At 53.2% G+C, this 13,175-nt stretch carries 14 protein-coding genes; 8 read left to right on the top strand and 6 right to left on the bottom strand.

The window, feature by feature from the left end:
- On the bottom strand, window positions 1–937 hold a 937-nt coding region (gene ydeE / locus AB7E14_RS11315; protein ID WP_428169528.1), incomplete at its 3' end, for an efflux MFS transporter YdeE.
- Window positions 938–1,133: 196 nt separating this feature from the next.
- Between ydeE and eamA the strand changes: the two genes are divergently transcribed.
- Both eamA and AB7E14_RS11325 read left to right on the top strand, forming a co-directional pair.
- Window positions 1,134–2,036: an O-acetylserine/cysteine exporter gene (eamA, locus tag AB7E14_RS11320; protein ID WP_043000727.1), complete on the top strand. Its 903-nt coding sequence runs from the start codon at window positions 1,134–1,136 to the stop codon at window positions 2,034–2,036.
- A 273-nt stretch (window positions 2,037–2,309) separates the two neighbouring features.
- Window positions 2,310–2,663, top strand: coding sequence for a nuclear transport factor 2 family protein (locus AB7E14_RS11325; protein WP_043000726.1), 354 nt, complete (start codon window positions 2,310–2,312; stop codon window positions 2,661–2,663).
- A 105-nt stretch (window positions 2,664–2,768) separates the two neighbouring features.
- Here the strand turns inward: AB7E14_RS11325 and marB are convergent, their stop codons facing one another.
- Genes marB through marR form a run of 3 tightly spaced genes read right to left on the bottom strand, consistent with a single transcriptional unit; the run spans window position 2,769 to window position 3,855 of the window.
- Window positions 2,769–2,987, bottom strand: coding sequence for a multiple antibiotic resistance protein MarB (gene marB, locus AB7E14_RS11330; protein ID WP_043000725.1), 219 nt, complete (start codon window positions 2,985–2,987; stop codon window positions 2,769–2,771).
- A 33-nt stretch (window positions 2,988–3,020) separates the two neighbouring features.
- Window positions 3,021–3,401 (bottom strand): MDR efflux pump AcrAB transcriptional activator MarA, encoded by a 381-nt coding sequence (marA, locus tag AB7E14_RS11335; RefSeq protein WP_139155862.1) that lies wholly within the window; start codon window positions 3,399–3,401, stop codon window positions 3,021–3,023.
- A gap of 19 nt (window positions 3,402–3,420) precedes the next feature.
- Entirely contained in the window at window positions 3,421–3,855 is a 435-nt protein-coding gene (gene marR, locus AB7E14_RS11340; protein ID WP_043000723.1) for a multiple antibiotic resistance transcriptional regulator MarR, read from the bottom strand.
- Between the two features lie 259 nt (window positions 3,856–4,114).
- Between marR and AB7E14_RS11345 the strand changes: the two genes are divergently transcribed.
- Entirely contained in the window at window positions 4,115–4,777 is a 663-nt protein-coding gene (locus AB7E14_RS11345) for a MarC family NAAT transporter (RefSeq protein WP_043000722.1), read from the top strand.
- 34 nt (window positions 4,778–4,811) lie between these two features.
- Here AB7E14_RS11345 and AB7E14_RS11350 read toward each other — a convergent pair whose 3' ends face one another.
- Together AB7E14_RS11350 and ptrR are read right to left on the bottom strand one after the other, a co-directional pair.
- Window positions 4,812–6,008 (bottom strand): sugar transporter, encoded by a 1,197-nt coding sequence (locus AB7E14_RS11350; protein ID WP_316962303.1) that lies wholly within the window; start codon window positions 6,006–6,008, stop codon window positions 4,812–4,814.
- A 93-nt stretch (window positions 6,009–6,101) separates the two neighbouring features.
- Window positions 6,102–6,962 (bottom strand): putrescine utilization regulator PtrR, encoded by an 861-nt coding sequence (ptrR, locus tag AB7E14_RS11355; RefSeq protein WP_044258879.1) that lies wholly within the window; start codon window positions 6,960–6,962, stop codon window positions 6,102–6,104.
- Window positions 6,963–7,061: 99 nt separating this feature from the next.
- Here ptrR and sad point away from each other — a divergent pair, with 99 nt between their 5' ends.
- From sad to AB7E14_RS11380, 5 genes are all read left to right on the top strand, one after another.
- Window positions 7,062–8,450, top strand: coding sequence for a succinate-semialdehyde dehydrogenase (sad, locus tag AB7E14_RS11360; RefSeq protein WP_316962304.1), 1,389 nt, complete (start codon window positions 7,062–7,064; stop codon window positions 8,448–8,450).
- Between the two features lie 101 nt (window positions 8,451–8,551).
- On the top strand, window positions 8,552–10,141 hold the full coding sequence (locus AB7E14_RS11365) for a methyl-accepting chemotaxis protein (protein ID WP_316962305.1): 1,590 nt from the start codon (window positions 8,552–8,554) through the stop codon (window positions 10,139–10,141).
- A 63-nt stretch (window positions 10,142–10,204) separates the two neighbouring features.
- Window positions 10,205–11,131, top strand: a complete 927-nt coding sequence (glsB, locus tag AB7E14_RS11370) for a glutaminase B (RefSeq protein WP_316962306.1) — start codon at window positions 10,205–10,207, stop codon at window positions 11,129–11,131.
- Window positions 11,131–11,490 carry a DUF4186 domain-containing protein gene (locus tag AB7E14_RS11375; RefSeq protein WP_316962307.1) on the top strand — a complete coding sequence of 120 codons (360 nt, stop codon included), beginning with the start codon at window positions 11,131–11,133 and terminating at the stop codon, window positions 11,488–11,490. The genes glsB and AB7E14_RS11375 overlap by 1 nt, the downstream gene beginning before the upstream one ends.
- Before the next feature lie 183 nt (window positions 11,491–11,673).
- Window positions 11,674–13,110, top strand: coding sequence for a diguanylate cyclase domain-containing protein (locus AB7E14_RS11380; protein ID WP_428169529.1), 1,437 nt, complete (start codon window positions 11,674–11,676; stop codon window positions 13,108–13,110).
- Window positions 13,111–13,175: the final 65 nt, after the last annotated feature.

The following is a 13,175-nucleotide window of genomic DNA, read 5'->3' on the forward strand; positions in this document are numbered from 1 at the left end:
CTTCACCAAGCGTAAAGATCGCGGCGGATACGCCCCAGAGCAGCAGGCTGTTGCCGGAGATCATGAACCCGCCGAGACCAATCACAAAACAGACGGTGCCAAAGCCCATCAGCGGACGAATGTTAGCCGGCGTCAGTCTGCGCCCCACGGCATACTGCAAGCTGACGACCACCGCGGCGTTGACGGGCAACACCACCGCCACGACTTTCTCAGCGAAATTGCCATCGGCGACGACCATCACATACTGAGAGAGACAGGACGCAAACGCACCGGAAACAAACGAGGCCAGAAACGCCGACAGCGTAAACCAGAACAGTGCTTTATCATGCAGCAGTACCGCAGGCGACCAGGCGACGCTGTTTTCGCTATTGACGGCGGCGGCAGAACGCTTAACCAGAAGCTGGATAAACACCAGCGGAAAGGCGGAGCAGAAGGCGGCGAGCCAGAAGGGTAAGTTGATGCTCTGCATCACCAGCAGCGTGCCGAGCGGCGGGCCAACGGTCCAGCCGATATTCAGTACCGTATAGTTGAGCGAAAAGATTTTTGCCTTCGCGCCGGGCGAGAGATGGTCGGCAAACCAGGCTTTCAGCACGGTGGCAAACACCGAATAAGCGCAATTGATCAGGGCAAAAAGCAGCACCACCAGCATTACGCTATCAACCAACGGAATGGCGATAAAGCCAAAGGCAAAGGCGGAAATCGCCAGAAGCATGTAGCGCTTCTTGTCGAATTTGTCCGCCAGAATGCCAAAGCCAAGGCTAAAGACCACGCCGATGGTCAACGCAATGGTCATGGCATAGCCGATCAGATCCACGCTCAGGTCGTACTGGCGACTCAGATAAATGGTCATGAAGGGCAGCGTTGCGCCACGACCGATCGTCAGTAACAGTGAGGAGGCGAGTAAAGCAAGGGTGGATCGTCTCAGCGTTTTGTTCATTTCTCTGCCCGACAGTGCGTTTCGTTATATTTGTTTTAGATATGTAAAGAAATAACACGGCAAAAGTGTGATGTATAGCGGATAAATTGTTCTATTGTGCACTGCTATCCCTACCAGAATTAATGATCTGTTGCGGGCTACTCATTTCCGTTACTTTAACTTGTTTACAAAAATTTAAACTTCGCGGAGCGGTGGTATGACGCGCAAAGACGGGCTGTTGGCATTACTGGTGGTGGTGGTTTGGGGGCTGAACTTTGTTGTCATTAAGGTGGGGCTGCATGCAATGCCACCGCTGATGCTGGCGGGGTTGCGCTTTTTGCTGGTGGCGTTTCCGGCGATATTTTTTGTTGCGCGTCCGCGTATTCCGCTGTCGCTACTGCTTGGTTACGGCCTGACAATCAGCTTCGGTCAGTTTGCCTTTCTGTTTTGCGCGATCAAATTTGGCATGCCAGCAGGGCTGGCGTCGCTGGTATTGCAGGCTCAGGCCTTTTTCACCATCGTGCTTGGCGCATTTGCCTTTGGCGAACGTTTGCAGGGCAAACAAATTGCCGGAATTGCGCTCGCAATTTTTGGTGTGCTGGTGCTGATTGAAGGCAGCCTCAACGGACAGCATGTCGGGATGCTCGGCTTTATGCTGACGCTGGCGGCGGCATTTAGCTGGGCCTGCGGCAATATCTTCAATAAAAAAATAATGGGGCATGCCTCGCGCCCGCCGGTAATGTCGCTGGTGGTCTGGAGCGCACTGATTCCGATACTGCCGTTCTTTGCAGCGTCGCTGTTGCTCGACGGCGCGACGCAAATCGTTGAAAGCCTGATTGCCATCGATCTGACCACGATCTTATCGCTGGTCTATCTGGCCTTTGTTGCCACGATAGTCGGCTACGGGATCTGGGGTACGCTGCTCGGGCGTTATGAAACCTGGCGTGTTGCGCCGCTCTCCCTGCTGGTGCCGGTGGTGGGACTGGCCAGCGCGGCGCTGTTGCTCGACGAAACGCTGAGCGCATTACAGCTGTTTGGCGCGGTGCTGATCATGGCCGGTCTGTACATCAACGTGTTTGGTTTTCGCTGGCGCAGAACGGCGCAGGTGAGGGGATCGTAGGGCGGAAAAAGCAAATAGCGCAGGGATTGCCTGATGTCGCTGCGCTGATCAGGCCTGGCAGGTAGAAACTGACGTTAATATTATCACAATCATCCATTGTTATTTAATACTTAGAAATGAATTTAAAAATAGTAACAGATATTTTAATAGAGCAGCCATGCACAGGCTGCTCTATTTTTAAGTGATGGCTATATTTTAAATAAATGTTGAACTTGATAATTTTTTGATGATATGTTACGACGAGGAAATGTTCACAGGTTGGAGGTAAATTATATGACGCCAAAAGAGATACTTTGCCAATGGGTTGACGCATTTAATAATGCTGATATAGAAACTATTTCAGAATTATATGATGAGAATGCAATAAATCATCAGGTTGCCAATGAGCCAGTTATTGGTAAAGAGGCGATAAAGAAAATGTTTGAGCAAGATTTTTCTTACACGGATATGGTTTGTATCGTTGAAAACATTTTCGAAGATGGACAATGGGCAATTTTAGAGTGGCGTGACCCATTAGGTCTGAGAGGTTGCGGTTTTTTCCAAATAGTAAATAATAAAATTTTATTTCAAAGAGGCTACTGGGATAAGCTAACTTTCTTGAGACAGCATAATTTGCCTATTGAATAAAATGAAGACGTAAAAGAAGAGCGAAAACGGCGCTGCGGGAAATTTTAAGAATATAACGATCAGGGGGATAAAAAAAGCCCCGCTTTTCAGCAGGGCGAAAACGAATCACAGGCTGTGCCGGTTGTAATAGGGCACGCCCAGTTCGTCGGACTTGTCACTTCCCGCGCCCATGTGATTAAAATCAAACGGCGACTGTTCCTGTGAAGTGGGGACAATCATCGTGTCACGACTGTTTGTCGTGGTGGGCTGCGCGGATTGCTCCGCAACGCTCTGACCTGAGACAACAAGCAGCAGGGCCAGCATTGCAGAAGACAACAGTTTCATGATTTCCTCGATTACGTCGTTTACAGGCGATGGTTAGTTACAATGGTTCAGCGGTAGCAAATACCGCGATTCGCCGCGCATATTGGTAATACGGTATTTATGCGGCGGAACGTCGAAATAGTTTTTGAATGTCCGGGTCAGCGTCTGCTGCGACTCGAAACCGTAACGTTCTGCCAGATATAAAATCGGCTCGTTACTCTCTTTTAATTTCTGCGCTATTTCGGTCATTTTACGGCTGCGGATGTACTGGCCTAATGAATGGCCGGTCTCTTTTTTGAACATCCGTTGCAGGTGCCATTTGGAGTAACCTGAACGCTCAGACACTTTTTCCAGTGAGAGCGGCGATTCCAGGTTATCTTCGATCCAGTCCAAAATGCTATGAATGGTGATAGCGTCAGTATTGCGTCTGGACATCGTCATACCTCTTCTTGTTTTACGGCAGTACTTTCTTAAGCAAATGCTCAAGTGTTGCCACTTCGTCCGCCGTTAAGTTTTTTGTTAATTCCTGGTGCAGGTCTTGTCCTACTAATTGATGACATTGCTCACAAATTGCCGCGCCGTGTTCGGTGAGTTTCACCAGCACACCGCGTTTGTCATGTGGGTTAGGCAGTCTGTCAATCCAGCCTTTGCAGACCAGACGCTCGAGCATGCGCGTTAAGGCGCCGAGATCGACAGACAACACTTTTTTCAGTTCAACCGGGGTAATGCAGCCCGCACAACGGATAGAGCAGAGCACCTTAAACTGTGCTGCCGTGATATCCAGCGGCGAGAGATAGTCGTTCAACAGACGATCTTTCTTCTGATTGACCATGTGGATCAAGCGCCCCAGTGGGATGATTTCATTGAATAAGTCACTGGTGCTTTTCACAATGGTTGCCCTGGCAAGTATTTAGTTACGGCAGATAATATTGCCCAGGCAACTATAAGTCAAACGAATGGATTTACCGATCACACGTTTTGCTAAAAGCGAAAAGACACGCGCTGTGTCACATTTTATTTAGTTAATGATAATTACCAGTTATCTTTTGGGTCGCTAACGAATGCTTACAGCACCAGAATGGCTAACTTCATGGTTTTCCACTTATACTTGCCGCTAATACATGGGTGAAACAGGAATGACGGCCAATATGATGGATTTGTTTAAAGCAATAGGGCTGGGGCTGGTAGTGATTCTCCCTCTGGCGAATCCGTTGACGACCGTCGCGCTGTTTCTCGGCCTTGCCGGGAACATGAACAGCGCAGAACGGAATCACCAGTCGTTAATGGCATCGGTTTACGTGTTTGCCATCATGATGGTGGCCTACTATGCGGGCCAACTGGTGATGAATACTTTCGGTATCTCCATTCCGGGCCTGCGTATCGCCGGGGGGTTAATTGTGGCGTTCATCGGTTTCCGCATGCTGTTTCCGCAGCAAAAAGCGCATGAATCGCCGGAGGCACGGAGCAAGTCGGAAGAGCTGGAAGATGAGCCGACCGCCAATATCGCGTTTGTGCCGCTGGCAATGCCAAGCACGGCGGGGCCGGGGACCATTGCGATGATTATTAGCTCCGCCTCAACGGTGCGTCATGGCACGGATTTTCCTGACTGGGTGATTACCGTCGCGCCGCCGCTCATCTTTGCCCTGGTGGGGGTGATCCTGTGGGGATGCTTACGCAGTTCCGGGGCGATTATGCGTCTGGTGGGCAAGGGCGGTATTGAAGCCATTTCCCGGCTGATGGGCTTTCTGCTGGTCTGTATGGGCGTGCAGTTTATTATTAACGGCGTGCTGGAAATTATTAAAACCTACTGATCAAAAAGCCCGGTCGCGATGATCGGGCTGTCTGTCAGGAATGCTGTGGTTGTTCTTCTAATGAGACCGGCCATTTACGGAAGATAATCACCGACCAGATCAGCGCGGAAAGTGCCGGAACGGCCCCCACGTAGCCAATGGTTGACATCGACCAGTGCAGACTCACCTGATTTCCCACCAGCGCGCCCGCGCCAATACCAATATTGAAAATGCCGGAAAACAGCGCCATCGCTACATCCGTGGCATCCGGAGCCAGCGCCAGCACCTTCACCTGCATCCCGAGGCCAATCACCATGATGGCTATCCCCCAGAAAACGCTCAGAACAGCCAGATGAGATTCACTGTCAGCGGCAGGTAAAAGCAATACCAGGCAGAGCAGCAGCAGCGCGATGGCGATGCTGATGAGCGCCGAGGCATGGTGATTGCCGAGCTTGCCAAAGATAATGCTGCCGATAATGCCTGCACCGCCCAGCACCAGTAACAGTACGGTGGCGAAATTCGCGCTCAACCCGGCAACAGTCTGCACAAACGGTTCGATATAGCTGTACGCGGTGTAGTGCGCCGTCACCACCACCACCGTCAACAGATAGAGGCACATCAGCGCCGGACGGCGGAACAGCAGTGGCAGACTTTTCAGCGAGCCGGAATGTTCACTTGGTAATTTCGGCAGCAGCTTGATCAGGCAAATCAGGGTGATGAATGCCCCCATCCCGATGGCGAAGAAGGTGGTTCGCCAGCCAAAATACTGACCAACAATACGACCAAGCGGTAAGCCCAGCACCATCGCCAGCGCCGTTCCGGTGGCGAGTAAACTTAATGCCTGAGCGCGTTTGCCCGCGGGAGCAAGGCGGATCGCCAGTGAGGCGGTAATCGACCAGAAGATCGCGTGCGCAAAGGCAATCCCGATGCGGCTAATCACCAGCACGGTGAAGTTCCACGCCAGGAACGAGAGCACATGGCTGGCAATAAACAGCACAAACAAGCATATCAGCAGCTTACGCCGCTCAACCTGACTGGTCAGCAACATGAACGGCAGGGACAACAGCGCGACAACCCAGGCGTAGATCGTCAGCATGATCCCGACCTGTGCGGTCTGCATACTAAAACTCTGTGCGATGTCGGAAAGCAGACCCACGGGGACAAATTCTGTGGTATTGAAAATAAACGCAGCAATAGCCAGCGTAACGACCCGTAACCACGCGACTTTGCGGGAAACCGTTGGAGTTGTCATATGAATGAATCGGTTCGTTGCGAAAAGGAGAGGATGCGATCTTAAAACGTTTGCTGATGAAAAGACAACCGTTTTGTGATTCAGATCTCGTTTTCAGCATTGTTCCGTCAGCAGCTCAATGAACGCTTCCAGTTGGCGCATCTTCGCCCCGCGCCGCCAGACCAGCCAGGTCGTCAGCCAGCGCCAGTTACCGGACAGCGGCCAGGCCTCAACCTGTTGATGTCCGGGCATACTTTCCAGCATCGAACGGGGGATTAACGCGATACCGGCACCGGCGATCACACAGGCCAGCATGCCGTGATAGGACTCCATTTCGTGGATCGTGCCTGGCATTGCCCGATCGGCATGAAACCAGCTTTCGAAATGGCGGCGATAGGAACAATTGGCGCGAAAGGCGTAAATGTGACTGCCGTTGACCTCGCTGGCGCGTGTCACTGGCGGGTGACCGTGCGGCGTAACCACCATCATCTCTTCCTGATACACCGGCATCCCTTCAAGACCGGGGTGGGTAATCGGTCCGTCCACAAAGGCGGCATTGAGATGACCCTGAAGCACGCCGTCCAGCATGTTGCCAGAAGGCCCGGTCGCCAGGGAGAACTGGATTTTGGGGTAGCGCTGATTGTAGCGAGCAAGCGTAGCCGGTATGCGTACCGCGGCGGTGCTTTCCAGCGCGCCCAGTGAGAACAGCCCCTGGGGTTCATCACCCGCGACAACCATTCGCGCCTCGTCAACCAGCGCGAGGATCTGCTGACTGTAGCGCAGAAAGTTGTGCCCGGCGGGGGAAAGGCGCAGGCGCTGATTCTCGCGAATAAACAGATCGACGCCGAGATCGGCCTCCAGTTGGCGAATGCGGGTGGTGAGATTGGAGGGGACACGGTGCACCTTCGCCGCTGCCTGGGTGATGCTGCCCGTTTCGGCAACCGCGTTAAACATCTCCAGTTGGGTCAGATCCATAATGTTCTCTCATCGTGAATAGTTTGGTTAATATTATTCATTTTTCGGAAAGAGTAAATGCGTCCATGATGATCGCATCAAGAACGATGGAGAGACTGTATGACGATTTCACCGGCAACCCACGCCATTTCCACCAACCCGTACAATGGCGAACGCCTTTCAGCACTGCCGTGGTCTACGGCCAAAGACATTGAACAGGCGCTACAGCTTGCGGCCGTGGGATTTCGCGACTGGAAACAGACTACGGTGGCGTATCGGGCGCAGAAATTACGTGACATCGGCCAGGCCTTACGCGTGCGTGGCGAAGAGATGGCGCAGTGCATTACCCGTGAGATGGGCAAACCGATTAAACAGGCGCGTGCAGAGGTGGCAAAATCGGCGTCACTGTGTGACTGGTATGCAGAACACGGCCCGGCGATGCTGGACGCTGAACCCACGCAGGTGGAAAACCAACAGGCGGTCATTGAGTATCGTCCGTTAGGTACCATTCTGGCGGTCATGCCGTGGAACTTTCCGCTGTGGCAGGTGCTGCGCGGAGCGGTGCCGATTTTGCTGGCCGGTAATGGCTATCTGCTTAAGCCTGCGCCGAACGTCATTGGCTGCGCGCAAATCATCCGCCAGGTTTTTGCTGATGCAGCGATACCCGTCGGCGTCTACGGCTGGCTGAATGCGGATAATCAGGGCGTCAGCACATTGATAAACGATGCGCGGATTGCGGCCGTGACGGTGACCGGTAGCGTGCGTGCAGGGGCAGCCATTGGCACTCAGGCCGGAGCCGCGTTGAAAAAATGTGTGCTGGAACTGGGAGGTTCCGATCCGTTTATTGTGCTTAACGATGCCGATCTGGATCTGGCAGTGCAGGCGGCGGTGGCCGGACGCTACCAAAATAGTGGGCAGGTTTGTGCGGCGGCGAAACGCTTTATTCTCGAAGAGGGGATCGCAGAGTGCTTTATCGCGCGCTTTGTGGCGGCTGCCGCCGCGCTGAAGCAGGGCGATCCGCTGGCGGAGGAGAGCGAACTCGGACCGATGGCGCGTGCCGATCTGCGTGACGAGTTGCATCAGCAGGTGCAGGCGACGATTGCCGAAGGCGCTGAGTTACGACTTGGCGGTGAGATGCCTTCCGGAGCCGGTAACTTTTATCCGGCCACGGTGCTGACTAACGTAACCCCTGAGATGACAGCGTTTCGCGAAGAACTGTTCGGGCCGGTTGCGGCGATCGCCATAGCGAAGAGTGCTGAGCATGCGCTGGAACTCGCAAACGACAGTGACTTTGGTCTGTCGGCGACCCTTTTTACCGCCGATGAAGCCCGGGCACTGGAGATGGCCGCACGTCTGGAATGCGGCGGTGTCTTTATCAACGGCTTTAGCGCCAGCGATGCCCGGGTGGCGTTTGGCGGCGTGAAGAAGAGCGGCTTTGGTCGCGAACTCTCGCACTTTGGTCTGCGTGAATTCTGTAATGTGCAGACCGTCTGGAAGAACCGACGCTAATCTTTCCGGCGCTCTGCGGGGCGCCTTGTCACATTTCTGCCATAGTTTTGTCATTTACGCTTCGTAGACTCGCGCTTAACGTGTTGATACTGAAGAATATTATGAACTTAACTCAAATTTTACGTCGCGTTGCGCGCCATTTTCTACCGCAGCAGTTTGGCCTGTTAACCGGGATTTTTTGCATCATTGCGCTGTTTTCCGTGCTGCAAATGACGTCGTCACTGATGCTGTCGTTTTCTGTCAGTCAGGCCCGGGAAAACGAGCAGCGTAACCAACAGGCGTTGCGTCAACAGACAAAAGTTGAAGAGGCAAGGATTGCGCTTCTGACCGCCAGCGATCTGCTCAATCGGGCGGGTGTTTACTTTATGCAGGATGCCGCCACGGGTTCTGAAGGCAGCTGGCAGCCGTTGATTGACGAAGCCCGGCAGGCGTTAACTCAGTCGACAACCGCGTGGAAGGCATGGCGCGAAATGAACCCGCAGGCGGACGACGGGCTGGTCGACAGCTATCAGCGTTTTAGCGGCGGTATCCAGGAACAGGTGACAGGGCTAAGTAAGACGCAGTCGATTGACGCGTTCTTTGCGGTGCCCATTCAGGCGTTTCAGGCTGACTTCAATGATAACTATGCCAGAGTGCAAAAAGTCACTGCCCAGGAGCGGGAGAGTGGACGACAACAACTGCTGGATCGTCTACTCGATCTTCAGCATCTGTTCTTACTCCTGCCGGTAATGCTGCTGGCCATTGCGATCGTGGTCTGGTGGGGGATGTCGCGCTGGGTGATTTCTCCGCTGCGTCGGCTGATCGCACATATTGATATTCTGGCGGCAGGCGATCTCTCACAGCCGCTTCCTGCCGTACCTGGATCTAACCGGGAAGTGTCGCAGCTCCACGTAAGAATTGGTGCGATGCAGCAGGGGCTACGTGAACTGGTCAAGCAGGTCAGTGAGGCAACGACGGCGATGGCTGACAATATCGAAAGGCTGGCGCAGAACAATACGCGCTTGTATCAGCAGTCGGCGAAACAGAGTGAAGAACTGCATAACGTCACCTCGCATATTTCTGTGCTGGAAACGCACGTTGAAGATAACAGCGGATATGCCCAACTGGCGAATAAGCGTGCGGAAGAAGCGCGCGCCATTGCGGCAGGCGGTGACCGAATGATGGATACCGTGAATCGTTCAATGCAGGCGATTGTGACGCGCTCGGCGGAAATGCGCGGGATTATTGCGCTGATTGATAACGTCGCCTTCCAGACTAATATTCTGGCGCTGAACGCGGCTATCGAAGCCGCCCATGCCGGTGAGCAGGGACGCGGCTTTGCGGTGGTGGCAAGAGAAGTGGGACTGCTGGCGCGCAAGAGCAGTCAGTCCACGCAGGATATTCAGGCGCTGATCTATCACTCTCTGCAAGGAATAGAAGAAGGGTCAAGCGCAGTGACGCATCTGGAAGAGAACTTACAGCAGGTGATCGCGCTGGTGGAAAATCTGGGCGCCTCGCTGAATGATATCTCCGCCGCGACGCTGCATCAGGGAGCCCGAATCCATCAAATGACGCGTCAGCTGCAGGCGCTGAACCTGGTCGCGCGTGATACCCGCGAACTGGTGGATACGGCATCGGCCTCTTCGCAGCAGTTACATAATGAATCGCACCAGTTGATTCACGCCGTGGCGAGATTCCGACTTCCGGCCTGACGTGGGGTATTCCGCTCTGCTATACTCGCAGCCCTTTTCAGACCGGCAGGCAAGGAGCGTGGTGTGGCAATCACTCTGGACAATTCAATTTTAGAGGCCATTCTGGCGGAGGTTCGCCCGCTGATAGGTCAGGGCAAGGTTGCGGACTATATTCCCGCGCTGGCCTCGGTTGACGGGTCCCGACTGGGTATTGCGATTTGCACCGTGGAAGGTCAGCTCTGGCAGGCCGGGGTTGCGACTGAACGCTTTTCCATTCAGTCAATTTCGAAGGTACTCAGTCTGGTGGTGGCAATGCGTCACTATTCAGAGGATGAGATCTGGCAAAGGGTGGGGAAAGATCCGTCCGGTTCGCCGTTTAATTCGCTGGTGCAGTTAGAAATGGAGCACGGCATTCCGCGTAATCCGTTTATTAATGCCGGGGCGCTGGTTGTCTGTGACATGTTACAGGGGCGACTCAGCGCACCGCGTCAGCGTATGCTGGAAGTGGTTCGTGCGCTGAGCGGTGTGCCGGATATCGCTTATGATGCGGTGGTGGCCCGTTCAGAGTTCGAACACTCCGCCCGTAATGCCGCCATTGCCTGGCTGATGAAATCCTTCGGTAATTTTCATCATGACGTGACGACGGTCCTGCAAAACTATTTTCATTACTGTGCGCTGAAAATGAGCTGTGTGGAACTGGCGAAGACGTTTGTCTTTCTGGCGAACCAGGGGAAAGCGTTTCATCTTGATGAGCCTGTGGTGACGCCGATGCAGGCACGACAGATCAATGCGCTGATGGCGACCAGCGGAATGTACCAGAACGCCGGGGAATTTGCGTGGCGCGTTGGCTTGCCCGCGAAATCGGGTGTAGGCGGGGGAATTGTGGCGATAGTGCCGCATGAGATGGCGATCGCCGTGTGGAGTCCTGAACTGGATCCGACCGGGAATTCGCTCGCGGGTATCGCTGCGCTGGAACAACTGACTCAACGCTTAGGACGTTCAGTTTACTGATGAACACGTTTGATCCGCTTTTTGCCCGTCTGTCGCGCTCGCCGTTTCGCTCCCGTTTTCGTCTGGGCACGAAAGAGAGACAGTATTGCTGGGATAAAGGAGCAGAGGTTATCGATCAACATGCTGCGGATTTTGTGGCGAAGCGACTTGCGCCAGCCGCACCGGTCAATGACGGCAAACAAACGCCGATGCGCGGTCATCCGGTATTTATCGCCCAACATGCCACGGCGACCTGCTGTCGCGGCTGTCTTGCTAAATGGCATAATATCGCCCAGGGACAGGCGTTGAGCGATGAGCAACAGCAGTATGTGGTCGCTGTTATCCATCACTGGTTAGTGCTTCAAATGAATACACCGTAATAATTAAATGGTTACGTTAATCCCATAAAATAAGCATGGTTTATTGCTGGCGGATTTAACAAATAAAAATGTTAACGCAGCTGGAGTACGACTACCTTTGAGAATAATTCATGCTATTCTCTTAAATATTATAACCATTACGCAGAGATAATTGCCGACGGCAATTATATGGATAGATATTTAATGCACGTACTCCACATTCCGTCTTTCCGGCTGTTTCAGGAAGGCCATTCACTGCGTAACGCCAGCGTTATTTTTGCTTTAACCACACTGTTCTACTTTATTGGCGCCGAGCTGCGCCTGGTGCATGAACTCTCGCTGTTCTGGCCGCTCAACGGCGTGATCGCCGGGATTTTTGCCCGTTATGTCTGGTTAAACAAGCTGCATTATTATGCTGTTAGCTACGTCGCCATGCTGGGTTATGATGCGATCACCACCGAGTGGGGATGGGTATCGCTGATTATTAATCTCTCCAACATGGTGTTTATCGTGGTTGTCGCCCAACTGGTGATCCGCGATAAGCGACTGGGGAAAAATAAATATGAGCCTATCAGTGCGTTACGCTTATTTAATTACTGTCTGATTGCGGCACTGCTCTGCGCCATAATTGGCGCGATGGGATCTGTGGGTATAGACCGACTGTCATTCTGGCCACTGGTGGCTGACTGGTTCAGCGAACAATTCTCAACCGGGGTGCTGATTGTGCCCTGTATGTTGACGCTGGGTATTCCCGGCGCGGTAAAACGCTTTAAACCCGAACAACTGATGCCGGTGGCGGCGTTAATTATCTCGGTGCTGGCATCGGTCATTATTGGCGGCGCCGGAAGCCTGGCCTTTCCGCTGCCGGCGCTGATCTGGTGTGCGGTGCGCTACACCCCGCAGGTCACTTGTCTGCTGACTTTTCTTACCGGCGCCGTTGAAATTGTGCTGGTGGCAAATTCGATAATCAATATCGCGGTGGCGTCACCGTTGTCTACGCCGCAGATGTTCTCTGCCCGACTGGGAATTGCCACGATGGCAATTTGCCCCATTATGGTTTCAGTCAGCGTGGCGGCGATTAATTCCCTGATGAAGCAGGTTTCCCTGCGCGCCGATTTCGATTTTCTTACCCACGTTTATTCTCGTTCCGGGCTTTATGAAGCGCTGAAGCGTCAGGAGTATCCGCGCTCGCAGCATATCACCGTCATGCTGTTGGATATTGACTATTTCAAGAGCATTAATGACAACTTCGGTCATGAATGCGGCGATGTAGTACTCCGCGTGTTTGCACAACGTATTCACGAGATTATCGGTGACCGGGGGCTGGTGGCGCGTATGGGAGGGGAAGAATTTGTCGTGGTGGTTCCCTCAGTGCACCCTGATGAGGGAATGCTGCTGGCGGAAAATATTCGTACGGCGGTCGCACAGCAACCCTTCACCTGGAACCAGCAGAATATCTATTTGACAGTCAGCATTGGCCTTGGGAATGGCAGTATCGGCACCCATTTGCTGACGGACGTTTTCAACACCTTGATGGTTGAAGCGGACGAGTGTTTGTACCGCTCGAAGAACGAAGGTCGTAATCGGACCAGCGATCGCCGGACGGATAAGACCGTCTTAGCTGGAAGCGATCTGGCATAACAATATCCTATGGAACTTCCCGTAGAGTTATCACAATGTTAAGTGCATGGTGTTGTCTCAATAAC

The organism is Citrobacter sp. (assembly GCF_050252275.1).
Lineage (GTDB): Bacteria > Pseudomonadota > Gammaproteobacteria > Enterobacterales > Enterobacteriaceae > Citrobacter_A > Citrobacter_A amalonaticus.

Excerpts from the sequence above, each read along its gene's own strand:
- sad (WP_316962304.1), top strand. The coding sequence starts at position 7,062 with ATGACGATTTCACCGGCAACCCACGCCATTTCCACCAACCCGTACAAT.
- AB7E14_RS11350 (WP_316962303.1), bottom strand. The coding sequence starts at position 6,008 with ATGACAACTCCAACGGTTTCCCGCAAAGTCGCGTGGTTACGGGTCGTT.
- AB7E14_RS11345 (WP_043000722.1), top strand. The coding sequence starts at position 4,115 with ATGATGGATTTGTTTAAAGCAATAGGGCTGGGGCTGGTAGTGATTCTC.
- marB (WP_043000725.1), bottom strand. The coding sequence starts at position 2,987 with ATGAAACTGTTGTCTTCTGCAATGCTGGCCCTGCTGCTTGTTGTCTCA.
- eamA (WP_043000727.1), top strand. The coding sequence starts at position 1,134 with ATGACGCGCAAAGACGGGCTGTTGGCATTACTGGTGGTGGTGGTTTGG.
- AB7E14_RS11365 (WP_316962305.1), top strand. The coding sequence starts at position 8,552 with ATGAACTTAACTCAAATTTTACGTCGCGTTGCGCGCCATTTTCTACCG.
- AB7E14_RS11375 (WP_316962307.1), top strand. The coding sequence starts at position 11,131 with ATGAACACGTTTGATCCGCTTTTTGCCCGTCTGTCGCGCTCGCCGTTT.
- ptrR (WP_044258879.1), bottom strand. The coding sequence starts at position 6,962 with ATGGATCTGACCCAACTGGAGATGTTTAACGCGGTTGCCGAAACGGGC.
- marA (WP_139155862.1), bottom strand. The coding sequence starts at position 3,401 with ATGTCCAGACGCAATACTGACGCTATCACCATTCATAGCATTTTGGAC.
- AB7E14_RS11325 (WP_043000726.1), top strand. The coding sequence starts at position 2,310 with ATGACGCCAAAAGAGATACTTTGCCAATGGGTTGACGCATTTAATAAT.
- AB7E14_RS11380 (WP_428169529.1), top strand. The coding sequence starts at position 11,674 with ATGCACGTACTCCACATTCCGTCTTTCCGGCTGTTTCAGGAAGGCCAT.